The 25,030-nt window shown below is 65.3% G+C and carries 23 protein-coding genes; 8 read left to right on the forward strand and 15 right to left on the reverse strand.

Features of this window, described 5'->3' with window-relative positions; translation table 11 throughout:
* Positions 1–37: 37 nt before the first annotated feature.
* Positions 38–631, forward strand: coding sequence for a hypothetical protein (locus HG262_RS12825; protein WP_169271393.1), 594 nt, complete (start codon positions 38–40; stop codon positions 629–631).
* Positions 632–695: 64 nt separating this feature from the next.
* On the opposite strand, the gene HG262_RS12830 is transcribed toward HG262_RS12825, so the two are convergent.
* The 6 genes from HG262_RS12830 to HG262_RS12855 all read right to left on the reverse strand — a co-directional run bounded on the left by HG262_RS12830 (position 696) and on the right by HG262_RS12855 (position 6,330).
* Positions 696–1,172: a hypothetical protein gene (locus HG262_RS12830; RefSeq protein WP_169271394.1), complete on the reverse strand. Its 477-nt coding sequence runs from the start codon at positions 1,170–1,172 to the stop codon at positions 696–698.
* A gap of 61 nt (positions 1,173–1,233) precedes the next feature.
* Entirely contained in the window at positions 1,234–1,956 is a 723-nt protein-coding gene (locus tag HG262_RS12835; protein ID WP_169271395.1) for a hypothetical protein, read from the reverse strand.
* Between the two features lie 134 nt (positions 1,957–2,090).
* Positions 2,091–3,503 (reverse strand): PLP-dependent aminotransferase family protein, encoded by a 1,413-nt coding sequence (locus tag HG262_RS12840; RefSeq protein WP_169271396.1) that lies wholly within the window; start codon positions 3,501–3,503, stop codon positions 2,091–2,093.
* A 226-nt stretch (positions 3,504–3,729) separates the two neighbouring features.
* Positions 3,730–3,873, reverse strand: coding sequence for a DUF2474 domain-containing protein (locus HG262_RS12845; protein ID WP_248293348.1), 144 nt, complete (start codon positions 3,871–3,873; stop codon positions 3,730–3,732).
* An 8-nt stretch (positions 3,874–3,881) separates the two neighbouring features.
* Positions 3,882–4,889 (reverse strand): cytochrome d ubiquinol oxidase subunit II, encoded by a 1,008-nt coding sequence (gene cydB / locus HG262_RS12850; RefSeq protein WP_169271398.1) that lies wholly within the window; start codon positions 4,887–4,889, stop codon positions 3,882–3,884.
* 4 nt (positions 4,890–4,893) lie between these two features.
* Positions 4,894–6,330 (reverse strand): cytochrome ubiquinol oxidase subunit I, encoded by a 1,437-nt coding sequence (locus tag HG262_RS12855; protein WP_169271399.1) that lies wholly within the window; start codon positions 6,328–6,330, stop codon positions 4,894–4,896.
* A 426-nt stretch (positions 6,331–6,756) separates the two neighbouring features.
* Between HG262_RS12855 and HG262_RS12860 the strand changes: the two genes are divergently transcribed.
* Positions 6,757–7,431: a GntR family transcriptional regulator gene (locus tag HG262_RS12860; RefSeq protein ID WP_169271400.1), complete on the forward strand. Its 675-nt coding sequence runs from the start codon at positions 6,757–6,759 to the stop codon at positions 7,429–7,431.
* Between the two features lie 47 nt (positions 7,432–7,478).
* Here HG262_RS12860 and phbB read toward each other — a convergent pair whose 3' ends face one another.
* The 6 genes from phbB to HG262_RS12890 are packed head-to-tail and all read right to left on the reverse strand — an operon-like array spanning position 7,479 to position 15,128.
* Complete coding sequence (gene phbB / locus HG262_RS12865) at positions 7,479–8,222, reverse strand: acetoacetyl-CoA reductase (protein WP_169271401.1); 744 nt, start codon at positions 8,220–8,222, stop codon at positions 7,479–7,481.
* Entirely contained in the window at positions 8,212–8,679 is a 468-nt protein-coding gene (locus HG262_RS12870) for a hypothetical protein (RefSeq protein WP_348984387.1), read from the reverse strand. Before HG262_RS12870 ends, phbB begins: the two co-directional genes overlap by 11 nt.
* Positions 8,680–8,722: 43 nt before the next feature.
* Entirely contained in the window at positions 8,723–9,847 is a 1,125-nt protein-coding gene (locus tag HG262_RS12875) for an ABC transporter permease (protein WP_169271403.1), read from the reverse strand.
* The gene (gene rbbA, locus HG262_RS12880; RefSeq protein ID WP_169271404.1) at positions 9,848–12,586 is read right to left on the reverse strand and encodes a ribosome-associated ATPase/putative transporter RbbA; all 2,739 of its coding nucleotides are present in this window, start codon (positions 12,584–12,586) and stop codon (positions 9,848–9,850) included.
* Positions 12,586–13,653, reverse strand: a complete 1,068-nt coding sequence (locus HG262_RS12885; RefSeq protein WP_169271405.1) for an HlyD family efflux transporter periplasmic adaptor subunit — start codon at positions 13,651–13,653, stop codon at positions 12,586–12,588. Before HG262_RS12885 ends, rbbA begins: the two co-directional genes overlap by 1 nt.
* A gap of 17 nt (positions 13,654–13,670) precedes the next feature.
* Positions 13,671–15,128, reverse strand: coding sequence for an efflux transporter outer membrane subunit (locus HG262_RS12890; protein ID WP_169271406.1), 1,458 nt, complete (start codon positions 15,126–15,128; stop codon positions 13,671–13,673).
* Positions 15,129–15,319: 191 nt separating this feature from the next.
* Here HG262_RS12890 and HG262_RS12895 point away from each other — a divergent pair, with 191 nt between their 5' ends.
* Positions 15,320–15,940, forward strand: a complete 621-nt coding sequence (locus HG262_RS12895) for a TetR/AcrR family transcriptional regulator (protein ID WP_169271407.1) — start codon at positions 15,320–15,322, stop codon at positions 15,938–15,940.
* A 160-nt stretch (positions 15,941–16,100) separates the two neighbouring features.
* A complete protein-coding gene (locus tag HG262_RS12900; protein WP_169271408.1) occupies positions 16,101–17,669 on the forward strand; it encodes a cyclic diguanylate phosphodiesterase in 1,569 nt (522 codons plus the stop codon).
* A 5-nt stretch (positions 17,670–17,674) separates the two neighbouring features.
* Here the strand turns inward: HG262_RS12900 and kch are convergent, their stop codons facing one another.
* Complete coding sequence (gene kch, locus HG262_RS12905) at positions 17,675–18,886, reverse strand: voltage-gated potassium channel protein (protein ID WP_169271409.1); 1,212 nt, start codon at positions 18,884–18,886, stop codon at positions 17,675–17,677.
* A 461-nt stretch (positions 18,887–19,347) separates the two neighbouring features.
* Positions 19,348–20,160, reverse strand: coding sequence for a winged helix-turn-helix domain-containing protein (locus HG262_RS12910; RefSeq protein WP_169271410.1), 813 nt, complete (start codon positions 20,158–20,160; stop codon positions 19,348–19,350).
* 725 nt (positions 20,161–20,885) lie between these two features.
* Here HG262_RS12910 and HG262_RS12915 point away from each other — a divergent pair.
* Entirely contained in the window at positions 20,886–21,281 is a 396-nt protein-coding gene (locus tag HG262_RS12915) for a helix-turn-helix domain-containing protein (RefSeq protein WP_169271411.1), read from the forward strand.
* Here the strand turns inward: HG262_RS12915 and HG262_RS12920 are convergent.
* Positions 21,262–22,410, reverse strand: coding sequence for an acyltransferase (locus HG262_RS12920; protein WP_169271412.1), 1,149 nt, complete (start codon positions 22,408–22,410; stop codon positions 21,262–21,264). The two genes, HG262_RS12915 and HG262_RS12920, sit on opposite strands and share 20 nt — an antisense overlap.
* A gap of 302 nt (positions 22,411–22,712) precedes the next feature.
* On the opposite strand from HG262_RS12920, the gene HG262_RS12925 reads away from it, so the two are divergent.
* From HG262_RS12925 to HG262_RS12935, 3 genes are all read left to right on the forward strand, one after another.
* The gene (locus HG262_RS12925) at positions 22,713–23,243 is read left to right on the forward strand and encodes an META domain-containing protein (protein ID WP_169271413.1); all 531 of its coding nucleotides are present in this window, start codon (positions 22,713–22,715) and stop codon (positions 23,241–23,243) included.
* A 139-nt stretch (positions 23,244–23,382) separates the two neighbouring features.
* The gene (locus HG262_RS12930) at positions 23,383–24,180 is read left to right on the forward strand and encodes an META and DUF4377 domain-containing protein (RefSeq protein ID WP_169271414.1); all 798 of its coding nucleotides are present in this window, start codon (positions 23,383–23,385) and stop codon (positions 24,178–24,180) included.
* Positions 24,181–24,265: 85 nt separating this feature from the next.
* Entirely contained in the window at positions 24,266–25,000 is a 735-nt protein-coding gene (locus tag HG262_RS12935) for a sulfurtransferase (protein ID WP_169271415.1), read from the forward strand.
* The last annotated feature ends 30 nt before the right edge of the window (positions 25,001–25,030 follow it).

Here is a 25,030-nt window from a genome sequence, read left to right on the forward strand (position 1 = left end):
TCCCGGCCGAGCGCATGCGCATGCTAGGATGCCCGCCATGTTGACGACTTTGTTGTTTTCTCTGCTGACTGTGACGCCGGCGGATGCCGCCGTCACGTTCGACCTGAACTGCATGATCGCGGAAAAAGACGAAGGCGGAATGTTGAATTCCGCCGAACACTGCGCGCGCGTGGATGGCGACACGTTGGTGTTCCGCTCCGGCCTGTTGGGCCAGATGGATTTCAACGCCGATGGCTTGTCGCCGGTCTTTACGAATCGGTCCTGGTATTGGGTGCGGCCCGATGGCAAGTCGGCCGCCGTCGTAACCTACGACAACATGGCCGACGATTTCGAAGACGGCCTGACGCGCGGTCCCTGGTCCGGCGGCATGGCCTATTACGACACGCAGCTCAACCGCGTGCTGGCCACCCCTTACGAATGGGTCGACCGTTACAGCGCGGGCCTGGCCGTCGTGTGCGAAGGCTGCCGCAAGACCTTCACGCCAGACGGCGAACACAGCTTCATGTCGGGCGGCGAGTGGGGCGCGATCGACCGGCAGGGCAGGCTGATCCTGCCGCTGCGGCCGGACGCGTCGTCCTTGCTGCGCGAGGTCGAGGCGGCGCGTGCCGCTGCCCCGATGATTTCGCGATAGGCGTCTGGCCTAGAACTTGTACCGCACCTGCGCGAACACGTCGCAGAAGTCACTTCAGTCAGCGTTATCGCGCCTGATACGCATCGCATAGCGCCAGATATTCGTCGCCGTTGATCTCCAGCGCCATCGCTGAAATCAGCACGCGCTTTCTGTCCGGCAACGAGGTCTTCAGCTGGATCTGCCTGGCGGCCGGGATGCCGACATAGGTCTGGTTGACGTAGGTGTTCTCGTTGATGGCGTGCCAGGGGATGACGGTGCCGTCCGTCAGCTTGAGACCGCCGCGCGTGAAGGTGATGACGGGCGTGGCGGGGCCGAACGCACGCTTGAGACACTTGACGACCAGCCAGATGGAGATCGCGGTGATGGCGCCGAAGAAGGCCATACCACCGGTGTTGCCGCGTGCGTTCAGTGTCAGAGCGCCAAAGGCCAAGGTGGCAAGGGTCCAGACGACGGCGCCAGCGATCAGGCGGTTGCGCGAGAAGTACACCGGACGATCGGCGAGCGTCTGGGATTGCTGGGCGGTGGAGCTGTAGATTTCCATGATTGGGGCTGCACAAAGAGGGAAGGGGAAGTGGGCGCAAGGCGCCGGACGGGTGTCGCGCTCAGGCGCCGGGCAGGTACTGGCGCAGACAGGCCAGCATGACCGGTTCGTTGACGATCTTGGAGCGGTCGATCTTGTGGGTCTTGCCGCGCGCGACGATGATCAGGGTCTCGTCGGTTTCCATGCCCTCGCTGTCTGATTGCGTGCGGATGGAATCGATGGCGGCCCAGGGGATCATCTGTCCTTTGTAGGTCAGGCCCGACGCATTCATGGACAGCGGGCCGAAGCTGACCGTGTCTTGGGCCTGTAGCCGGCGTAGCGTGGTGGCCTCCAGATTGCCGCCGACCGATTCTTCCAGCTGGTCGGCAAGCGCATAGCCGTCTTCCCAGATGGCCAGACGGATGCGCAGGCGTTCGCCGTCTCGCAGGGTCAGCACCAGATGGTCGCGGTTGTGTTGATGCCGGATCGACGCCACATCGGTATAGGCCAGCGTGCGGGGGCCGATATGCAGGGCGTGGCTGTCCAGCGTCAGCTCGGCTGGCGCGCGCCACCAGGCGACCAGGTCGGACCCGCGCCAGAGCAGATAGCCGACGGTCGGCAAGGTCAGGAAGAACACCAGCCACATTGCGCGATAACGCAGCATTTCGATCAGCAGGCTGCGCGGCAGCAGCCAGATGTCCAACGTGGCCAGCAACTGGGCGCTGAACAGGTAAAGCAGGGCGAAGGCGCCGGCGTAGCAGCCCAACGCATAACGCGGCAGAACACGGGGAAATGAGGCGGTCATAGGCATGGGGCCGCGACGCGGCACCGCAGGAAAATGAAAGGCCTCGAACTCTAAAGGATGGCCGTGGCAACCCCGGTGTCGATCTGTATCAAGAATCGGAATTTCGTGTCTTGAACGTGTTAATCACTTGCCCTTCACGCACTGTCCAGCAGCTTGCCGAGTGTCGCCATTCCTTGTTCCAGGTCCACGCTCCACGGGTGGCCGTGATTCAGGCGCAGGAAATTACCGAACGCGCCCGACGACGAGAACAGCGGCCCTGGCGCGATGCTGATGCCATGGTCCAGCGCGGCGCGGTGCACCTTCAGCGTGTCGATATGCGCGGGCAGTTCCACCCACACGAAGTAGCCCCCCGCCGGCCGGGTCGCGCGCGTGCCTTTGGGAAAGTAGCGGGCCACGGCTTGCAGCAGTTCGCCTTGCTGCAAGGCCAGCGTCTGGCGGAACTGGCGCAGATGGCGGTCGAAGCCGCCTTTATCCAGATAGGCCGCGATGGCGGCCTGGGTCGGCGCGGCGGTGGCCAGGCTGGTGGTCAGCTTGTTGCGCATGATCTTGCGCGTGTAGCGCCCGGCCGCCACCCAGCCCACGCGATAGCCCGGCGCCAGCGTTTTCGAAAACGACGAGCAGTGCATCACGATGCCTTCCTTGTCGAACGCCTTGGCCGGTCGCGGCCGCGTTTCGCCGAAGTAGAGTTCACCGTAGACGTCGTCTTCGATCAGGGCCACGCCATGCTTGGTCAACAGTTTGACCAGCGCTTCCTTCTTGCTGTCGGGCATCAGGCTGCCCAAGGGGTTCTGGAAGGTCGTCATCAGCCAGCAGGCGCGCGGGCGGTGTTGCAGGATGGCCTGCTCCAGCGCCTGCAGGTCGATGCCTTCGCGCGGATGCGTCGCCACTTCGATGGCATGCAGCTGATTGCGTTCCAGCGATTGCAGTGCGGCGTAGAACGTAGGGGATTCCACGATCACGGCGTCGCCGGGATTCGTGACTGCGGCCAGGCTCAGGTTCAGCGCGTCCAGCGCGCCATTGGTGATGATGATGTCGTCCACCGGCACGGACACGCCGTCGGCCAGGTAGCGCAGCGCGATGGCGCGGCGCAGCGCCGGATCGCCCGGGCTGAGATCATCGATCGAGCCCCACGGATCCAGCTGCTGCACGGTGGACGCCATGAACTTGGCCAACCGCCCGTACGGCAGCAGCGACGGGCTGGGAAAGGCCGAGCCGAAGGGGATCATGTCGCGGCGCAAGGTGGCGTTCAGCACCTGCAGCACGTTGTCGCTGACGTCCACGGGATGGCGGCCCGCGCTGGCGGTCGACAGCGCGTCGGGTTCGGGCAGGGCGGCCTGGGGGGCGCGTAGCACGTAGTACCCGGAGCGGTCGCGCGCGCGGATCAGCCCGCGCGCTTCCAGCAGGTAATAAGCCTTGAACACCGTAGACGGGCTGACGCCGCGGCTGGTGCTGGTCTGCCGCACCGAGGGCAAGCGGTCGCCCACTTGCAGCAGACCCGATCGGATCGAGGCGGTGATGTCTTCGGTCAGCCGTTCATAGCGCTTCATGGCAGGTCCTATTTGCGCGGGTCAAAGAGCACGCGAAGCGTGCGCAGCGGGGGGGCCATTTTTTGCCGCCGGGCCGCCCCAAGGCAAAAAGCGCCCCCTCGGGGGGCAGCAAGCACGCGCAGCGTGTGCAGCGTGGGGGGCCCTTTTTGCCGCCGGGCCGCCCCAAGGCAAAAAGCGCCCCCTCGGGGGGCAGCAAGCACGCGCAGCGTGCGCAGCGTGGGGGCATTCATAGCGACATACCAATGGTGCGCATGACTAGTCGCAGCGCGTAGGCGGTCACGCCCAGCGCGGCGACGCTGCCTGCCCAGATCAGCGCCAGCCACAACAGGCGGCTGCGCCACGATGGCAGCGGGTGAGGGGGGCGGTTCATCGCATTCATCAGTGGAACTCCTCGCCGGTGCGGACCTTGCCGCGGAAGACGTAGTACGACCAGGCGGTGTACATCAGGATAATCGGAATGATCAGCAAGGCTCCCACCAATGCGAAGCCCAGGCTTTGCGGTGGCGCAGCTGCGGTCCAGATCGACACGTCAGGCGGGATGATCGCCGGCCAGATGCTGATGCCCAGGCCGCTGTAGGCCAGGAACACCAGGCACAGCGACAGCAGGAAGGGCCCGGCGGCGGGCATGCCGCGCACGCGCCGGATCAGGTCGAAACCGGCGGCCGCCACCAGCACCGGCACCGGGAAGAACCAGAACATGTTGGGCAGGCTGAACCAGCGCTGCGCAATCTGCGGCTGCGTCAGCGGCGTCCAGATGCTGAGCACGGCGATGACGGCCAGCAGCGCCAGTGTCAGCGGCCGGGCGATGTCGCACATGTGACGGTGCAACCGGCCCTCGGTCTTCATGATCAGCCACGTGCAGCCCAGCAGCGCATAGCCCGCCAGCAAACCCAGGCCCGTGAAGATCGAGAATGGGCTGATCCAGTCCCAGGCGCCGCCCTGATACGCGCGGTCGACGACCGGGATGCCTTCGATGTAGGCGCCCAGCGTCACGCCCTGGAAAAAGGTGGCGCATACGGACCCGAACACGAAGGCGCGGTCCCACAGCGGGCGGTGGTGTTCGTCTGCCTTGAAGCGGAATTCGAACGCCACGCCGCGGAAGATCAGGCCCAGCAGCATGAAGACCAGCGGCAGGTGCAACGCGCTGAGGATGACGGAGTAGGCCAACGGAAACGCCGCCATCAGGCCCGCGCCGCCCAGCACCAGCCAGGTCTCGTTGCCATCCCAGACGGGCGCCACGGTGTTGACCATGACGTCGCGTTCATCGCGGTCGCGGATCAGCGGAAAGAGGATGCCGATGCCCAGGTCGAAACCATCCATCACCACATACATCATCACGCCGAACAGGATGATGACGGCCCATATCAGTGCAAGATCGATGCCCATGGCCTCAGACTCCTGAATGCTTGCGTTGCGCGGGCTCAGTGCCCGCCAGGGTGGACGCGGCGGACAGCGGGCGCGAGGGCTGGCGCGGTTCGCCCGGGCCGCCAGACAGCGGGGCGTGGCCGGGTGCGGGGCTGGGGCCCATGCGGATCAGGCGCAGCATGTACGACACGCCGGCGCCGAACACCAGCAGGTAGACGACCACGAACAGGGCAAGCGTCAGCGTCAGTTCACCCACCCCGTGGGGCGTGGCCGCATCCGCCGTGCGCATCACGCCATAGACGATCCAGGGCTGGCGGCCGATCTCGGTGACATACCAGCCGGCCAGCATCGCGATGATGCCCGACGGCCCCATCCACAGCGCAAACCGCTGCAGCGCGCGCGACTCGTACAAGCGGCCGCGCCAGCGGGTCCACAGCGCCCAGCCGGCCAGCAGGATCATCAGCGTGCCCAGCCCGGCCATGATGCGAAACGACCAGAACACCACGGTCGCGTTGGGCCGGTCTTCGGGCGGGTACGACTTCAGCCCGGGGAATTGGCCGTCCCAGCTATGCGTGAGGATCAGGCTGCCCAGGCGCGGTACGTTCAGCGCAAAGCGCGTTTCTTCGCGCTCCATGTCGGGAATGCCGAAGAGCGTCAGCGGCACGCCCGCGCCCGGCTCGTTTTCCCAATGGCCTTCGATGGCGGCGATCTTGGCGGGCTGGTGCTTGAGCGTGTTCAAACCGTGGATGTCGCCCACGACCGCTTGCAGCGGCGCCACCAGCAGCAGCATGCCCATCGCCATCGCGAACATTTTCTTCACGGCCGGGCTGCGGTCGCCGCGCAGCAGGTGCCAAGCGCCGGACGCGCCCACCATCAGCGCGGTGGCCAGGAAGGCGGCGATGCCCATGTGCGCCAGGCGGTAGGGGAACGACGGGTTGAAGATCACCGCCAGCCAATCAGTGGGCACCACGCGGCCGTCCAGGATCTCGTAACCGGCGGGCGTCTGCATCCAGCTGTTGGACGCCAGGATCCAGGTGGCCGACACCAGCGTGCCCAGCGCCACCATGATGGTCGAGAAAAAGTGCAGGCCCGGGCCCACGCGCGACCACCCGAACAACATCACGCCCAGGAATCCGGCTTCCAGGAAGAAGGCCGTCAGCACTTCATAGGCCAAGAGGGGCCCAGTGACACTGCCGGCGAAATCGGAGAAGAAGCTCCAGTTGGTGCCGAACTGATACGCCATCACCAGGCCGGACACGACGCCCATGCCAAAGTTGACGGCGAAGATCTTGGTCCAGAAATGGTAGAGGTCGCGGTAGACGGTTTTTTGCGTTTTCAGCCACAAGCCTTCCAGCACGGCCAGATAGCTGGCCAGCCCGATGGTGATCGCGGGGAAAACGATGTGAAAAGAAATGGTGAAGCCGAACTGTATTCGGGCAAGCAATAGCGCGTCGCTATCCATAGCGGTCTTCCTGACTTCGTCGCCGGCGCGAGGGTTCCGTCACAAGACGGCATGCGCGGGCGGGTGTTGAACCTGCACCACGAAGTTAGGATATGCGCGCTGATTGGTACAGATTCAGAATATGCAAAAAAAAGCGGATCAGATTTAGCAAAATCAACCGATAGCTCGATCCCTCATAGGGGAAAGGCCAGCAGTTCAGATTTTTTAGATTCGTCGACGTTACAAAAAAGACAGTACAGATAGCGGGGTGCGTCCCCTGATCCGGTCGGACAGGGAAGGCAAGCCTTGCATCCGGCGGTCATCTGCGTCTGGTTTTCGCGGGCGATCATCCTTGCCCGCTGGGCTACGATGGGGGCCCGCCCGTCGGAGCCACCCCCCACATTTGGCGCAGGCCGTCGTCCTTCGCCGCAGAGACACCCGATCGTCATGAGCATTACCCAGAAGCAGGGCGCGTCCCATCCCGCCCAGGCCTTGCCGCACCGGATCCGCGATCAGTTGCGTTTCGATATCTTGACCGGCGCCTTGCCTGCGGGCACGCCGCTCAAGCAAGATGAACTGGCCGCCCGTTTCCAGGCCAGCCGCATCCCGGTGCGCGAGGCGCTGCGCCAACTGGAAACGGAAGGCCTGGTGGCGTATCCCCTGAACCGCGGCGCGGTCGTCATCCGCATGGACGTGGATCAGATCTGCGAGTTGCTGGACATCCGGATCGCGCTGGAAGGCTATGCGGTGCGCGCTGCCGTGCCGAACATGGCGCGGGCCGACCTGGAAGCCTTGGAAGCCCTGTTACGCGCCTGCGATGAAGCGGATTCCGTGCCGGATCGGGTCGATGCGATACGCCGTTTCCACCTGGCCCTGTGCGCCCCGGCGAACAACACGCGCCTGCGCCGGCTGATCGCGGAGTACGGCCTGAACACCGCCCGCTACACCTACGAGGTGATGTCGCAGGCGGCGGGCATGGACAGCCCGCAGGCGGATCACCACCGCATCCTGGAGGCCTGCCGCAAGCAGGACGGCGAGTTGGCGGCAAGCCTGGTTCAAGCGCACATTCTTGAGACGAAGAAGAACCTCGTCGCCATGCACCGCATGCGGCAAGAAGGTTGACGGGCACGCGCTGCCGGTCAACGCGTCTGCCGCGCGCCCGCCAGGCGTCAATACATATGCTGGCCGCCGTTCATGGCCACATTGCTACCGGTCATGAAGCCCGCCAGGTCGCTGCAGATGAACGCGACCAGCGCCGCGATCTCTTCGGGCTGGCCTAATCGGCCCACGGGGATCTGCGGCAATATCTTTTCCTTCAATACCTCCTCGGGCACCGCCTGCACCATGCGGGTGTCCAGGTAACCGGGCGACACGGTGTTGACCGTGACGCCCTTGCTGGCCAGCTCCAGCGCCAGCGATTTGGTGAAGCCGTGTATCCCGGCTTTCGACGCGGCGTAGTTGGTCTGTCCGAACGCGCCTTTGCTGCCGTTCACGGACGAGATGTTCACGATGCGGCCCCATCCGCGGTCCGCCATGCCGCCGCACAATGGCTGCGTCATGTTGAACATCGAATCCAGGTTGCTGTGCATCACTTCGGACCAGTTTTCGAAGCTCATTTTGCGCAGCCGCGCGTCGCGGGTGATGCCGGCGTTGTTGACCAGGATGTCGATCTGGCGGCCGTCGTGTTCCAGCCGCCGCATCAGCGCCTGGCACGAGGCATAGTCGCCCACGTCCACCTGATAGATGGCAAAGCGCCGTCCCTTGGCCGCTTCTTCGTCGGCCCAGGCGCGCGTGGCGTCTTCACTGGCGTGGTAGGTGACGATGACGTCATGGCCGGCCTCGGAAAGCGCCAGGGCGATGGCCCGCCCCAGCCCGCCGCCGCCGGTGACCAGCGCCGTGCGCTTAGTCGTCATGGCGCCCACCCGGCTGGCTGGCGTCGCGCATGGCCGAGCACGCCGCGGCCATCTGGTTCGACATCGTGGACCACATCTGCGTCATGGGCGACGTGCCGGCGGCCATGCCGGCGCCGGTGGCGCTCTTGAACCAGCCGGTCATGGCCTCGCCCAGTCCTGCCGCCAGCGCCGCCTGCTCTTCCAGCGCGGCGTGGGTGATGGCCTGGCTGGCTTCCAGCTGGCATTGCCATTGCTTGCGCGTGATCTCGCCCAGGGCGGGGGCGATCTGTTGCCAATCTCCGCCATGCTTCAGCGGGCCGAGAGTGTCCAGGTACCGGGCGGCGTTGTCGTCGGCCAGTCGGCGGCCAAGTTCCATCCAGCGTTGCTGGCTTTCTTGCGCAAGCTGGGCCAGCCGTTGGCAGTAGGCGACATTGGCGTCGGCGATGCCTTGGGTCGTGGGGGCAGTAGTCTTCTTCATCATCCGTCCTTTTAAGAGAGTGGTAAGGGGTAACGAATCAGCCTCAAGCCATCTGGCTCAAGGTCTTGCGAAAACGCGCCAGAGAAAACGCGAACAGGATTGTGCCGATCAGCGCCAGCGCCAGGAACGGCTGCCACACGACGCTTAAGCCCGCGCCGCGGTAGAGGATTGCCTGGCCGAGTTCCACGAAGTGCGTGGTGGGGGCGGCCAGCATGATGTGCTGCACAAAGTCCGGCATGCTTTCACGCGGCGTGGTGCCGCCGGACAGCATTTGAAGCGGCAACAGGACCAGTACCAGCAGCATGCCGAATTGCGGCATGCTGCGCGCCAGCGTGGCCATGAAGATGCCCATGGAGGTGGTCGCGAAGAGGTGCAGCGCCGCTCCGGCCAGGAACAGCGCCACGGACCCTTCGATCGGCACGTGTAACAGGCCGCGCACGATGAACGTCAACGATAGCCCAGCGGAGGCCAGTACGACCAGCCCCATCGACCAGACTTTCGCCACCATGATTTCGGTGGGGGTGACTGGCATCACCAGCAGGTGCTCGATGGTGCCGTGCTCGCGTTCGCGGATGAGCGCGGCGCCGGTGAGGATGATGGACAGCATGGTGACGTTGTTGATGATTTCCATCATCGCGCCGAACCACGCCTGCGTCAGGTTGGGGTTAAACCGCATGCGCACGGCCAGCTCCACCGGCAGTTCGGTGGGCGCGCGGTAGCGTTTGACGAATTCGTTGATCTCGTCGGTGACGATCTGCTGGATGTAGCTGCTGCCGGTGAACGCCTGGCTCATGCGGGTGGCGTCTACGTTCAGCTGGATCTCTGTCGGGCGGCCTGCCAGCACGTCGCGCTGGAAGTTCGGCGGGATGTTTACCGAGAACGTGTACTTGCCCGCATCCATGCCGGCATCGGCCTGCGCCGCAGTGATGAATGCGGGGGGCGTGAAGTGCGGCGGATAGAAGGCCGACGCGATGCGCGCGGATAACGGGGAGGCATCCTCGTCCACCACGGCAATGGGCGCCTTGTGCAGGGTTTCGGGCATCGCCGTGGCGGCCGTATAGATCATCAGCGTGAACGATACGGCGATCAGGATCAGCATCATCGGATCGCGCGCCAGGCTCCACAGTTCCTTGACGCCCAGGCGGAAGATATTGGCCAGGTGCCTCATTCATGCCTCCTGTTTCTTCAGCAGGAGCACCGAGGCGCCCAGGATGATCGGGATGGCGGCCAACAGCGGCCAGAACGACCCCTGCAACGCCGTGAAATCCAGCGCTTTGCTGAACACGCCGCGGCTGATCGTCAGCATGTACGTGGCCGGATAGATTTGGCCGATCAAGCGCCCGCCGCCTTCCAGCGACGACACCGGATTGAGCAGGCCGGCGAACTGCACGGCGGGCACCAGCGTGCCGATCATGGTGAAGAACAGCGCCGCGATCTGGCTACGCGTAAACGTTGAAGCCAACAGGCCGATGGCGGTGGCTACTACGTTGTAGATCAGCGCGGCCGCCAGCAACGTCGCAAAGCTGCCGGTGATGGGCACGCCGAACAGGGTGACCGCCAGCAAGGTCATCAGCAGGAAATTCAGCATCGCCAGCGCCACGTAGGGCGCCTGCTTGCCCAGCAGGAATTCCAGGCGGGTGACCGGCGTGACGTACAGGTTGATGATGGATCCCAGTTCCTTTTCGCGCACGACGGCCAGGGCCGTCAGCATCGCGGGCATCATGAGCAGCAGCAGCGGAATCACCGCCGGCACCATCGCCGGCAGGCTGCGCACGTCGGGGTTGTAGCGGAATCGCGTTTCGATGCTGACCGGTTGCGTGGCGTTGGCTCCCAGCCGTTCGCGCGCCTGCTGCATCAACCACCCCTGATGCATGCCCAGCACATAACCACGGATGGTTTCGGCGCGCTGCGGCATGGCGCCGTCAATCCAGACGCCGATCTGCGCCTGCTTGCCGCGCGCCACATCTCGGGCGAAACCCTGCGGGATCTCGATCGCCAGCGACAGCTCGCCGCTGCGCATGCGCGCATCCATGTCCTGGTAGTCCTTGATGGGGGGCTGTTCGATGAAGTAGCGGGATCCGGACAGGTTCAGGCTGTAGTTCTGGCTAAGCGTGGTCTGGTCGCGGTCCATGACGGCGTAGCGCAGGTCTTCGACGTCCAGGCTGATGCCATACCCCATCACGAACATCAGCAGCAGGGACCCGACCAGGGCCAGCGTGGCGCGCACCGGATCGCGCCGCAGCTCCAGCGATTCGCGCCACATGTAGCTGAGCGCGCGCTGGAAGCTGAAGCCGCGATGCGGCGCCGGAGCGGGCGCGTCGGCGGCCGCGGCATCGGCCGCTTCGACGCCGTCTTCGGGAGGCGTGCCGGCGCCGGCGTCGATCAGATACGCGATGAACGCCTCTTCCAGCGTCTTCGCGCCGCGCAACCGCGTGATCTCGGCAGGCGATGCGCTAACCAGCACCTTGCCCGCATGCATCAGTGACATCCGGTCGCAGCGCTGCGCCTCGTTCATGAAGTGCGTCGAGATGAAGATGGTGACCTGGTCCTGCCTGGCCAGCGCAATCAGCAAGCGCCAGAAGTTGTCGCGCGCAACCGGGTCCACGCCCGAGGTTGGTTCGTCCAGGATCAGCAGTTCGGGTTTATGCACCATGGCGACCGCCAGCGACAGACGCTGGCGCACGCCCATCGGCAGGCTCTCGGGCAAGCTGTCCAGCGCGTCGGCGAGGTCAAAGCGCGCCACCATCTCGTCCACGCGTCCGGGAATCTCGGCTTCCGGCACATGGAACAGGCGCGCGTGCAGCACCAGGTTTTGCCGCACCGTCAATTCGCCATACAGCGAGAAGGCCTGCGACATGTAGCCGACGCGCCGGCGTGTGTCGATGTTCTTCGGGTCGACTTCCTGGCCGAACAGCCACGCCTGGCCTTCGCTGGCGGGCAACAGGCCTGTCAGCATCTTCATCGTCGTGGATTTGCCGCAGCCGTTCGACCCCAGGAAGCCGAAGATCTCGCCGCGACGGATGCGAAAGTTGACGTGGTCCACGGCCACGAAGTCACCGAAGCGCATGGTCAAGTCGCGGGCCTCGATGGCGATTTCAGCCTGCTCGTCGACGGCCAGCGGCACGATTTCCACCGGCTTGTGGCCGCGGCGCTTGGCCTCGGGCAGCAGCGCGATGAAGGCGGCTTCCAAGCCGTCTGCGCCGGTGCGCTGTGTCAGCGCTAGCGGGGTGCCGGTGGCCAGCACCCGGCCCTCGTCCATGGCGATCAGCCAGTCGAAGCGCTGCGCCTCGTCCATGTAGGCCGTGGCGACGATCACGCTCATGCCCGGGCGTTGGCCCCGTATCTCGTTGATCAGGTCCCAGAATTGCGCGCGCGCCAGCGGATCCACGCCGGTCGTCGGCTCGTCCAGGATCAGCAGGTCAGGGTCATGGATCAGGGCGCAGCACAGGCCCAGCTTCTGCTTCATGCCCCCCGACAGCTTGCCTGCGGGGCGCGACAGGAATGCGGACATGCCGGTGCTGCGCGTCAGGCTGTCGATGCGACGCCGACGCTCGGTCTCATCGTGGCCGAAGAGGCGGCCGAAGAATTGCAGGTTCTCTTCCACCGAAAGGGTGGGGTACAGGTTCTTGCCCAGCCCCTGCGGCATGTAGGCGATACGCGGGCAGACCGCGTCGCGGTGGCGGCTGCTGGCCATGTCGCCGCCCAGCACGCCGATGCGCCCTTCCTGCACGGCGCGGGCGCCCGCCACCAGCGCCAGCAGGCTGGACTTGCCCACGCCGTCGGGGCCGATCAGGCCCACCATGCGCCCGGCCGGGATGTCCAGCGTGATGCCGTCCAGCGCAACGGTCTTGCCGTAGCGCAGGCTGACACCTGCCAGCGTGACGACGGGAGGGGCGGACGTGTCCATCAGGGCAGGCGGACTTCAAGGTTGGCGGGCCATGCCGCGTCGGCATCCAGCTTCAGCCAGGCCACGCCCGGCAGGCCGGTCTTGACCTGCTTCAGATGCTGCGCGAGCAACTCCGGGCTGATCTGCGCCTTGACGCGGAACATCAGCTTTTGGCGTTCGCTGGCGGTCTCTACCGTTTTTGGCGTGAACTGCGCGGTGCTGGCCACGAACGACACCTTGGCCGGAATGACGTATTGCGGAGCGGCGTCCAGGATGATGCGCACGTCCTGGCCCAGCGCTACGCGGCCGGCCGCCTGCTCGGGCAGGAAGAAGGTCATGTAGACGTCGGACAGGTCCACCATGTTCAGCACTTTTCCGCCAGCGCCCAGCACTTCGCCCGGTTGCGCCACGCGGTACTGCACGCGGCCGTCGCGCGGGGCGCGCAGTTCGCTGTCGGCGATATCGGCGTCGATGCGGGCGATGGTGGCCTGTGCCGCGGTGACGGCCGACTGGGCGCCCACTTGTGCGGCGCGCGCCGCGTCAATGGCGGCCGCGGCAGCCGTCACCTGCGCGCGCGCGGCGTTCACGGCGGCTTGCGCGCTGCGCACGCGCGCACGGTCGTCATCCAGTTCCTGGATCGACGACGCGCCTTCCTTGGACAGGGTTTCGGAACGCGCCAGCCGGCGACGCGCGGCGTCCGCTTCGCTTTCGCGTTGCGCCACCACGGCCTCGGCGGCCAGCTTGTCGCTTTCGCGCTGGGCCACTTGCGCGGCGGCGCTGGCAGCGCTGTTGATGGCCTGCTGATGCTGCGCGCGGGCCTCTTCGCGCTGCGCATTCAGCGTATCGATCTGCATGCGCGCCAAAGGCTGTCCCGCCGCGACGAAATCGCCTTCAATGGCCAGCACCTCCTGCACGCGACCGGCCAGCTTGGTGGCCACGTCGATCTCGGTGGCCTCGACGCGGCCGTTGCCGCTGATGAAACCGTCGCCCGGTCCGGTGTCGGCCAGCAGACGCCAGCCGGCGTAACCCGCGGCGGCCACCGCCAGAACGATCAGGACGGGAATCAGTTTTCGGGAAGGCAGGCGCATGGTGTCGATTCCTTGGATTATTGGAGGGCAGCGTCGGCCGAGGCCGCGGCCGACGCTTGCGTGCCGCCGCCCAGCGCGGCGTACAGGCCGACCCGGCTGGACAGCAGGGCGCGGCGCGTCTGCACCAGCGTTTGTTGCGCGGCCAGGAGGTCGCGCTGGGCATCCAGCACTTCCAGATAGGGCGACGCGCCGTGGTCATAGCGCAGTTGCGCCAGGCGGGCGCGTTCGGCCTGGGCGGCGACTGTTGCGTGCAATACCTCCACTTGCTCGGCCAGCCAGTGTTGCGCCGACAACGCGTCGGACACGTCGCGGAAAGCGGTCTGGATGGTTTTCTCGTAGCCGGCCACGGCCTGGTCGCGCCTTGCCTCGGCCAGGTCCAGCGCGGACTGGCGGCGGCCGGCGTCGAAGATCGGCAGGCTGATGCTGGGTGCGAAGTTCCAGGCGCGGCTTGCGCCCGAGAACAGTCCGTCGAGTTCGGCGCTGGCCGTGCCGAACGCGCCCGTCAGGGTGATGCTGGGCAGGAAGGCCGCGCGGGCCGCGCCGATGTTGGCGTTGGCCGCTTGCAACTGGTGCTCCGCCGCCACGATGTCGGGGCGGTTGACAAGCAGGTCCGAAGGCAGCCCGGCCGGCAGTTCACGCATGACGGCCGTATCGTCCAGAGGCGCGGCTTGCACGGGCAAGGTCAGCGGGGCGCCGACCAGCAGCGCCAGCGCATGGGCCTGTTCGGCACGGATGCGCTCCAGGTCCGCACCCAATGCGCGCGCTTGCTGCCACAACGTTTCCACCTGGGTCAGGTCCAGTTTGGATATCGCGCCCACTTCGAACCGGCGGCGGAAGATGCGCAGCGATTCGGCGCGCGAGGCGATGGTCTCGCGGGTCAGTTCCAGCCGTTCGTCCAGTTCGCGCAGCGTCAGGTAACTGTCGGCCACTTGTGTGATGAGGCTAAGCGTGGTGGCCTGCGCCGCGGCGTCAGTAGCCAGGTAGTTCTGCAGCGCAGCGTCCTTCAGGCTGCGCACGCGGCCCCAGAAGTCCAGCTCCCAACTGGCCAGCCCCAAGCCGACCTGATACTGGCTGCTGATTTGCGGCTGGCCCGTCAGGTTCAGGTCGTGCGGCACGCGGGCACGGCTGCCGTCGGCCTGCACGCCCACGGTGGGAAATTGATCGGCGCGCTGGATGCCGTACAGGGCGCGCGCTTCCTGCACACGCGCCAACGCCGTGCGTAGATCGCGGTTGTTGGCCAGCGCGGTATCGATCAATGCCTGCAGCGCGGGATCGGAGAAGTACGTCCGCCAACTGATGTGCGACGCGGCCAGCTCGGCGGGGCCGGCCGCCGGCGCGTCGTAGGCGGCGGGCACGGGCAGGGCGGGCCGGTTGTAGGGCGGCGCCATGGAAACGCATCCGGCCGCCATCAGCAGGGCCAGCATGGCGGGGGCGATGCGCAGGGCGGTTTTGACTGGAAGCGGGCAACGGGTCATGCATGGGTCTCCAGCGCAGGGGGGGCGGACGCGTCCGTGGCCGACAGGCTTGTGGCCCGGCGCCTGGACGGACCCGCCACCCAGGTCATGCAACCATTGTGCCGGGGATGCGGCGCGCACTCCTTGACGCGCGTCAAGTTAGCGACTGACCAGTCGGTTTTTAATGAGGGAAATTCTTCGAGGGATCCGCCATGAGCGTGCAACGCCGCCGTTTACCTCCTGCCGTGCGCGTCGGGCAGATTCTGGACGCGGCATTGCAGGCCTTCTCGCAAGCCGGCTATGCGGGCACGAGGATGGACGACATCGCGCTGCGGGCCGGCTTGTCCAAAGGCGGCCTCTACGCCCATTTCTCCAGCAAGGAAGCCGTGTTCGAAGCCTTGCTGGCGCGCCATCTGAACCCGGCCCCACTCGATGTGGATGCCGTGGTCGACGGCGCCGCGTCGCCGCGCGATCTGGCCGAACGCATCGTGAACCATCTCTATGCGAGCCTCACCGACCCGGCCACGGTCAGCATGATGCGGCTGCTGCTGGCCGAAAGCGGCCGCGTGCCGCATCTGGCCGTGCGCTGGCGCCGAGAGACCGCCGGCGCGCGCCAGGCGGATATCGGCCGGGTGTTGCAGCGCGCCCGGGCGCGCGGGTTGTGTGGCGATTGCCTGGCGCTGGAGCACCCTTGGCTGCTGTTGGCGCCGGTCATCCACACGATCGTGATGTCGGCGCTGATGGGGCCGCAAGAACGCGTGAACCTGGCGGCGCGACGGCGGGGGCACGTGGCGCTGATCCGGCGGCTGCTGGAGCCGGAAGCCGCGGCCTGACGCGCAGCCGGCCTTCGGGCAGAATTGCGCCCGGCGGACGCGTAGTGGCGTACCCACCCCAAGTTTCTTGACGCTGAGTGCCGCTTGGTGTCCTATCCATTCACGGGGGTCATTGCACCTTGGCGGAATTTCCAGCGAGGCACTTTTGTCGACATCAGGGATGACGGTTCGTGTGCCATCTTGGCGCTATTTGCCGGTGGCGTTCGCCCTGGTCGTTCCCGTCCTGCTGTGCGTGGGCTGGACTTGGCTGCACGCCAAGAACGAGCAGCGCAGCGCAGCCGAAGCCGCAGCGAAGATCGTCCGCGTCCAGGTCGACAACATGCTCTCCCAGGCCTGGAGCCTGCTGGACCGGGTGGCGGAACTGACGCCCAAGCCCTGCGCCGACGTGCTGTCCTCGTTGCAGCGCTGGAGCTCCCTGAATCCGTATTTCCGGTCACTGATCCTGGCGAACAACGAACATATCTACTGTTCGTCTGTCGTGGGGGACGTGGACTTCACCCTTGGCAATTTCCGCCCTTGGCTTGACGGCATCCCGCCCGAGCGCTGGCTGTTTTCGGTGGCGGGTACACCGTTGGCGCCAGAACGTCCCGCGATCCTGCTGGGCAAGCCGGGCGCGCCGGGGTATAGCGGCGCGGTGGCGGTGGACGGCCGTTACGTGCTGGACTTGCTGAACGCCGTGGCGACGCTGGGCGATTACCGGTTCGAGCTCACGGTGGGCAAAGGGGCGCCTATCCGCAGCGACTCCTGGAACGCGCGACAGGGCCCCGCTGAACTCGTGTACGAGGAGGTCACGCGCGACAATGGCCGTGTGGCGCTGTCCATCAAGGTCATGGCGCCGTCGGAAAGCGTGGTGAGCGCCTGGCAGCAACTGATGCTGAGTTATTTGCCGGTGGCCATGCTGATCGGCGCCGGGCTGGCGTTCGCAGCCTACCGCCTTCAGGTGAACCGGCTGTCGTTCAAAGAACAATTGCGCCGCGCCATGCAGGCCGATGAATTCCAGGTGTACTACCAGCCGGTGTATGGCCAGTTGACGGGGCAATGTGAAGGCGTCGAGGCGCTGATGCGTTGGAACCGGCCCGGGGTGGGCTTCGTGCGGCCGGACATTTTCATCGCTGCGGCCGAGGCCGAAGACATGATCATTCCGCTGACGCAACACCTGCTGCGCTTGATCGAACGCGACCTGCAAACCTGGCAGACGCCGCCGGACTTCCACATCGGCGTGAACATCGCGCCCGAGCACCTGTCCAGCCCTGGGCTCGTGCCCGAAATCCAGACCTTCCGGGCGAACGTCGCAGCGCGTCGTCCGTTGATCGTGCTGGAGATCACCGAACGCAGCCTGATCTCGGATAACGGGCAGGCCCGCCGCAATATCGATGCGTTGCGTGCAGAGGGAGTGCGGGTGGCCATCGACGATTTCGGCACCGGCCACTGCTCGCTGTCGTACCTGCAAAAGTTTCCCGTGGATTACCTGAAGATCGACAAAGGCTTCGTGCATGCCATCCAGCCCACGGGCGAAGAGGCGCCGGTGCTGGACGTGATCATCACGCTGTCGCACCGGTTGAACCTGGCGGTTGTGGCCGAGGGCGTGGAAACGCAGGTGCAGTTTGACTACCTGACCTCTCGCGGGGTGGCGTTCATCCAAGGCTACCTGTTCGCGCGCCCCATGCCCTCGGCGGAATTCGTGCCCTGGTATGCGGGGCATTCGCCGCCCGGCTCCCAGCCCGCCTGAATCGTTCAGGCAGGCTTGGCCGGCGTCGCGGCTTTGGCGAAGAACAGGTCCGTGATGGCCTGGCTGTCCATGGGCTCGCCGTTGATGGCGCGCGTCAGCAGTTCGGCACCCAGCAACTGCACCGAGAACACCATGTCCGGTTGCACGCGCCGGATCTTCTCCAGGTGCTTGCTGGTGTTGACCAGCGCGACCGTCTTGGCGCCGCTGTCGCCGGTGGCTTCTTTGGCCGCCAGCACGATGAACGCGTTCTCGGCGTCGTCGGCGCGCAGCGCCAGCACGTAGCGCGCGCGCGTGACGCCCGCGGCGCGCAATACCTCCACGCTTGAGGGATCGCCTTCGATCAGGTCCGCCGCGGCGGGATATTCCTGGGGCGATCCCGTGGGCACGATGACCGTGACTTCTTCGCCGCGGCGGCGCAGGCCGTCATAGACGCTCAGCGCCAGCGGTGTCTCGCCTGCAATGATTATGTGATTTTTACGCATGGCCGTGGAGAACCTGCCTTTGACCAGCCGCTTCAGATTTCCGCCGATCACCGGGCCGGCGATCGCGCTGATGGAAGTGGCGAAGACGGTGATGCCAAGAATGATAATCGACGCGGTGAACAGCCTGGCGGTGATGGTGTGGGGCGTAATGTCGCCATAGCCCACCGTGGACATGGAGACGATCGAGAAATAGAACGCGGTGCCCGCATCGAGGATGGGCGGATTGAATTCGTTGCCCAGGTACAGCGTGCCGAACACCGCGTAGATCAGCAGCGAGAGCACGCTGACCAGCGCGAACAGGGAACCCGCGGTGACGCTGGCGCGGTCGAAGCGCCGCCAATAGGCGATCAGCGCGATCACCAGCACCAACGTGTAGATGCCCAGTCCCGCGCGCCCGCCTTGGCCCAGGATGCCGAAGGTGCCGATGCCGATCAGCAGCACCAGCGAGAACGCCCATGCGATGCGGGCCTTCAAGATCAGGCCCAGCGCAATCACCTGCAAGCCGACGCCCAGCACCAGCCGGGGAATCTCGAGCAGGCCCACTACGCGCATCACTTCATGCCAGTTGTCCAGCGCCAGCCAGAAGGAATATTCGCGGGCGCGCACTTCGCGCAGCACGGGATGCATGAAGGCATATCCGTCCAGCGCCACCAGGATGGCCAGGCACCAGTTGGGCGGAAAGAAGGCCAGCACTTTTCTGAAACGCTGCCGCAGGGATGGGTGGATGAGAGGCATGGGGGGCGTGTCCTTTTCCGCCATTTTAGGGGGGCGGGCGCGACGCTCTGCTATATCTAATAGGTATAGAAGGCTATCAACAAAGAATTACTGGATTCAGGCCCGAAGTCCTAAACTTCCTCCATCACGCGGCTATCCAAGAGGAAATCCGTTGATACGGGCGATAAGCCCGCCAGTTGTCAGGGCGGACCCAGACCCCGGGCGTTGATCACGTTGCAGCTTGTGCGGGGACTAGAGACCCCGCTCAGGTTCACGGTCGGACCGTGCGTGAGTAGTATGAGGCACGAATGTTGGAATCGCGTGATCCAGGTAGAAGGCATCAGTGCCGGCTGATGACTCCGGGTTCACGTGTTGTTTTAGCGCGGCGTCTTACCTCTCGGGGGCAGCGCCGCGTTTTTTTGTCTGTCGCATTGCGCGCCCGGCACGCCAGCCCGGCCATCGCGGCCCGGCGGCCTTCACATTCACGTTGACGCGCTTGCGTCCGCCGTTTCGCGGCGCCAGTCTTCCTGCCCGTCCGCGCGGCTGTCATCCCCAACATCCCGATAGTCCAGGTCCAGCGTGATGTCCGCGGCGAACATGTAGCCCCAGCCATGCACGGCGCGGATCGGCAACGTCATCTGATTGGCGGCCGCTTTGCGCCGCAGGCGGCTGATCATCACGTCCACGAAGCGGCGGCGGGTGATGCCGCTGTCGGCATCTTCCGCGCCGTCGGCGTAGAAGGCGTCGCGGCTGACCTTGCGGTCGGGCGCAGTCACCAGGCGCGACAGGAAGTCGCGCTCGCCCGTCGTCAGGCCCAATATGCGGCCCCCGGGGTTGACGAGCGTCCAGCCTTTGTTCGCCAGCCGCCAGGTTTCCTGGGCGGGCTCTTCGGCGTGCGCGTCGGGCGCCGCGTCCATGCCGTCCAGCCCCACCGCGCGGCGTACCAGCGCCTGCAGCACCGCAGCGAGTTCCAGCCCGCTGACTTCGGGCGGCAGGCACGCGTCCGCGCCGCAGAGCAGCGTGCGGATGCGGCTTTCGGTATCCGTGAAGGTGGCGATCGCCACGATGCCCAGCCCGCGGTCCACGGCGCGCAGCCTTACCGCGGCGTTATGGATGTCGGGCAGCGGCGCCTCCAGCACCACCAGCGGGCTGGGCCGGCGGGAGTAGCGGTCATAGACATCCACCAGGTCGTAGCAGCGGCGGACGCTGAAGCCCAGGTGGGACAGGGCGTCCACTAGCATGGCGTGCCTGGCATCGTCCTGCCCAAGGAAAATGACATCCAGCGTGTTGTTCATTGATGCTTCCAATGAGGTGGCGCGGCATGGGGGCGGCGCTTGAAGGGGAAGGGCGTGGGCCTCGGCAGTCCTGGCATACCCCCCTCTCTAAGTAAGCGACGCGCCATGACGGGACCGTCTGGCGGTGTTGTTTGAATGGGGGCGAGAGGTCTGGACTATTGCCCAAGTTCTATGCGCTAGCGGCCAGTCTGGCCCCGGGATCCTGTCTGGCGCGTGCCGCAGCGTTGTAGCCGCCAGCCGCCGATGACCCGATCCTGCATGGAAGTCACGCCCGTGTTTCATTTAAACACGGGCGTGTTTCTTTGTGAAGATACGTTTCTGTAGTTTCTGATGGTAACGGTGTCTGCGGATAAAACCCCGGGGAAGCGCTTGAAACGCTGTTCGTTTCGGTCTTTTTGACAATAGATTATTAAGTATTACCGATACATTATTTTCTATTTTTGACGCCGGAAAGCCCATAAACTTGTGCGGCTTTTGAGCGGGCTGGCGTCTGCCATGCTTGAAGCTTGCGGGCGCCTGGGGCACTCTGGAGAGACGCTGTAAGTCAATGGCGGATATGGATTTTTCTGGATCCCGCCAAAGACGCTTTGCCAGCGAGGGTCCACGGGCAGGCCGGGCAAGCAGGCGAATGTTGCGATTTATGGATTAGCCCGGGAATTGGGGTGCAATCCGTTTATTTGGCGCCAGTATTGAGATGTTTTAATCAAATAAATAAATTCATATTAATGTCTCAGGTTGATCGATTGGACACGTTTAGCCATCGTCTGCGCAACGCCAGAATGCTTCAGGGATGGACTCAAAAGGACTTGGCGGTCGCAAGCAACCTGTCGCAAAGCGCCATCGGCAACTACGAAAGCGGGCAACGCCTGCAGCCCTCCAGCGATGCCCTCATCAAGTTGACCCGCGCGCTGCGGGTCAGCCCGATGTGGCTCAGCACTGGAGAGGGGCCGATGCTGAATTCCGGTTACGCCGACCCGCCGGTCAATGTCGGCGATGTCGCCCAGCCGCCCGCCTGGCCGTTCGAATCGGTGTCGTACGCGACCTATTCGCGCTTGAGCTTGCAGGAAAAGCGGCAGATCGAACTGGTGCTTGCCGCCTACATCAAGGCGCGCGGCGAATAGAGCCCAACGCCTGTCCCGGTTGTGCGGGCCGCCGCGCGTCCGTCGCCGGCGTCTTTTCGCGGCCCGGCGGTTCGCTGCGCAACCGGCTGCGCAGGCGCTCCACGGGATCCGCGATCAAGCCGTTAAGCAGTGCCGAAAACCCGATACAGCCCGTGATCACCAGCGCCGCGAAGAGCATGGGTTGGTGCGTCTCGACGTCGTTGAGCAGCCAGCTGAAGAACATGATCACCAGCGAATGGCAGATATAGATGGGGTAGCTCAATTCCCCGATCGCCTTGTCCAGCCGGTGGCGCGACTGGAACAGGAATGCCAACGGCAGCAGGGTGGCAAACAGCAGCACCGCCAGCGCATCGCGCACGTTGTGGTTCAGGCCGATCGAAAAGTGCAGCAGGCAATAGACGAACAGCACGGCGGCGCCCAGTTCCGGCAGCCGATGGAACCGGCGGGTCCACGCCTTGCAGCGCGGCAGCAGCACCTGGTGGGACAGCGACCCGACGAGGAACAGCGCCAGTTCCGTCGGGAAGAAGCGGTAGGTCCAGGGGTCGGCCATTCCGATGCCGGTCGCCACAAGCACGGCGCGCAACGCCAGGGACGCGACCAGCAGTGCCATCAGCCGGCGCGGGGAATGCAGCACGAAGGGCGCCACCAGGTAGAAGCTCATCTCCACGCCCAGCGTCCACGCCTGCGGCACCAGCAGCCCTTGGTACAAGGGCACGTCGCTATGGGCGAAGCTGCCGGTGAAAGCCAGGGCGCCGTGTTCGATGCCGAAGAACATCAGCCAGTCCTGGCCCAGGATGAGCAGGTTCGCCATCACCAGGAACAGTTCAGCGGAAAAGGGCAGGGCGTCGTAGATGCGGAAGAACGCGCCGCCGCTCAGCACGTGCGCCATCAGCGTCAGGCCGGCCACCGCCAGGTAGATGGGGAACAGCCGCAGGAAGCGGTTGGCGTAGAACTTGCCGGTGGCGCCCTGGTAGTTGTCCGTCGCGGTCAGCACATAGGAAATCAAAAAGCCGGAAATCACATAAAACAGCTGCACCGCCAGCCGGCCGCCGACCAAGTGGTCGGCATAGCCGCCGCCCAGATGGTCCAGCACCACTGACAGCGCCAGTAAGGTTCTTAAAAAGCCCATCGCCGTGTCTCCCCGGTTGTCTTATTGTTGGCCCCTTGGGCCGGACACCTGCGTCTGCGATACGTGTGTGACCGGCGGCGTTTCCCCGTGCTAGCAAGGCGGGCCGGAAAGATGGTCTGCAATGATTCTGCGCGTCGCCCGAAAGCGCCGCCATGCGGCATTCGATGCAGCCCGCCTCATCATCGGCGTGAGCGCCGGGCCGGCGCTTGCTGCTTTTGGATACGGCTGTAGGGGGGAGGAAAAGACGCCACGGCCCCGTGCCGGTTACAGTCGGGGGTGTGAATTTTCTAGGAGTCGCATCCATGCTTACCCAATTGTCTTCGCGTGGCCGGGCGGTATGCCTCAGCCTTCTGACCGTGGCATTGGCGGGTTGCGCGGGGTCCACCGGGGGCGCGCGCCCGCAAGGCGCCGCGGCGGCCAATGCCGCCAGCAGCGCGGATTCGCTGGCCCAGACCAGTTGGGAACTGGTGCGCTGGACGCAAGCGGGCGGCGCGTTGCGCGACATTCCGCATGGCGACAACGGCGAACCTGTGCGCCTGACGTTCCTGGCGCAAGGCAAGCAATACCAGGTGAACGGCTTTTCGGGCTGCAATCGCTATATGGGTTCGTACAAGCTGGAACGCGGCAAGCTCTTCATCAACGCGCCTGCGTCCACCCGCATGGCTTGCCCGGCGCCTGAACGCGCCAAGCTGGAAGCGGACTATCTGCGCGGCCTGACGGCCATCGATACCTTCACGCTGGACAACGGCGGCGCACCGCGCCATCTGACGTTCAATCTGCGCGGCGGCGACGTCCTGGAGTTCGAACGGCGCCAGGACCCTCCCACGCCGTAACGCCCGGCGCAGCGGATATCCGTTTCAGGATGTTTTCGCGCTGAAAACAGGGTCGGGGCACGCCTACAATGGCGCAGCCCGATCCTGGCAGCCTCGCGCGGGGTCCGGGCGTTCCTTGCCGATTCCGGGAGACCCCCACATGTCCTTTACCGCTTCCTTGCGCTGGTTGGCGCCGTGCATCCTGTCCGTCGGCCTTGCCGCTTGCGCGTCGTCCCCCCAACGGGCCGCAGACGGGCAGGATCCCCGTTACCAGCCGGCCTCGGCGTCGGACATCCTGGCGCAGACCAGTTGGGATCTGGCGCGGTGGACCCAGCCGGGCGGCGGCTTGCGTACCATCCCGCATCCGTCCTCGAATTCCCGGCCCCTGACGGTCACTTTCATCCATGACCGAGGCTCGCCCCGCATGTCCGGTTTTTCGGGCTGCAACCAATACAACGCGCCCTACACCGTGGCCAACGGCCAACTGATCGTGCAGGCGAACCCGGTGGCGACGATGATGGCCTGCGCCCCGCAGAACATGGCGCTGGAGCAGGCCTTCCTTGCGGGCCTGACCCGCATCACCGCCACGTCGCTGGACAACACCAACAACCCGCAGCGCATGACGTGGGTGTTGAGCACGGGGGACACGCTGGACTTCGGCCGACGCATCGACCCGGTGGCGGGCGGCCAGGCGGGGCCGACCAAGCTGGTCTACGTGAATGCCGAGCGCGTGCCCTGCAACGCCGGCGCGGGCCGTACCCTGTGCTATCAGGTGCGCGATAGCGCATCCCAACCTTGGCAGTTCTGGTATGGGGAGATCACCGGCTTCAATTTCCAGCCGGGCATCCGCTACCGCCTGCGCGTGGTGGAAGTTCCCGACCCGAACCCGCCGGCTGACGGCTCGTCCATGCGCTGGGTGCTGGACGCCGTGGTCGAGCAGGAAATCGTCAATCGTTGAGCCGTATCAAGGTGGGCGGGAGGCGGGGCAACCCGCCCAGCGATTACTATTACGGGCTTCGCCGTCCGTTTTCCTTCGCTTTGCCATGACTTCCGTCGTCAATATCGCTGCCTATAAATTCGTTTCGCTGGATGCCCTGCCCGACCTGCGCGCCCATCTGCTGGCCCGGGCCAGCGACGCGGCGCTCAAGGGCACCATCCTGCTGGCCGAAGAGGGCATCAACCTGTTCCTGGCCGGCTCCGCCGAAGGCATCGACGCCTTCCTGCAGACGCTGCGCGCGGACGCCCGTTTTGCCGACCTGGAAGTCAAGTTCAGCCACAGTAAAGGCGTGCCGTTCCGCAAGCTGCTGGTAAAGATCAAGCGCGAGATCATCCGCATGGATCACCCCACGATCCGCCCCGAGGCCGGCCGCGCGCCGGGCGTGGACGCGCAGACGCTGGCCCGTTGGCTGGCCCAGGGCATGGACGATGCCGGCCGCCCCGTCGTGATGCTGGACACCCGCAACGCGTTCGAAGTGGACGAAGGCACGTTCAAGGACGCCATCGACTGGCGCATCGACCGCTTCACGCAATTTCCCGCCGCTGTAAAGGCGCACCGCGCCGAACTCGAAGGCAAGACCGTCGTCAGCTTCTGCACGGGCGGCATCCGCTGCGAGAAGGCCGCCATCTACATGAACGAGGCCGGTATCCAGAACGTGTACCAGCTGGACGGCGGCATCCTCAAGTACTTCGAAGAGACTGGCGGCCCGGGCTACGAAGGCAAATGCTTCGTGTTCGACGAGCGGCATTCGCTGGATCCGGGGTTGGCGCCTAGCCAGTAGGGCTTTCCTCATTTCGTCCAAGGCATCCTC

Origin of the sequence: Achromobacter sp. Bel (genome assembly GCF_012928505.1) — a bacterium.
Classification (GTDB): domain Bacteria; phylum Pseudomonadota; class Gammaproteobacteria; order Burkholderiales; family Burkholderiaceae_B; genus Achromobacter.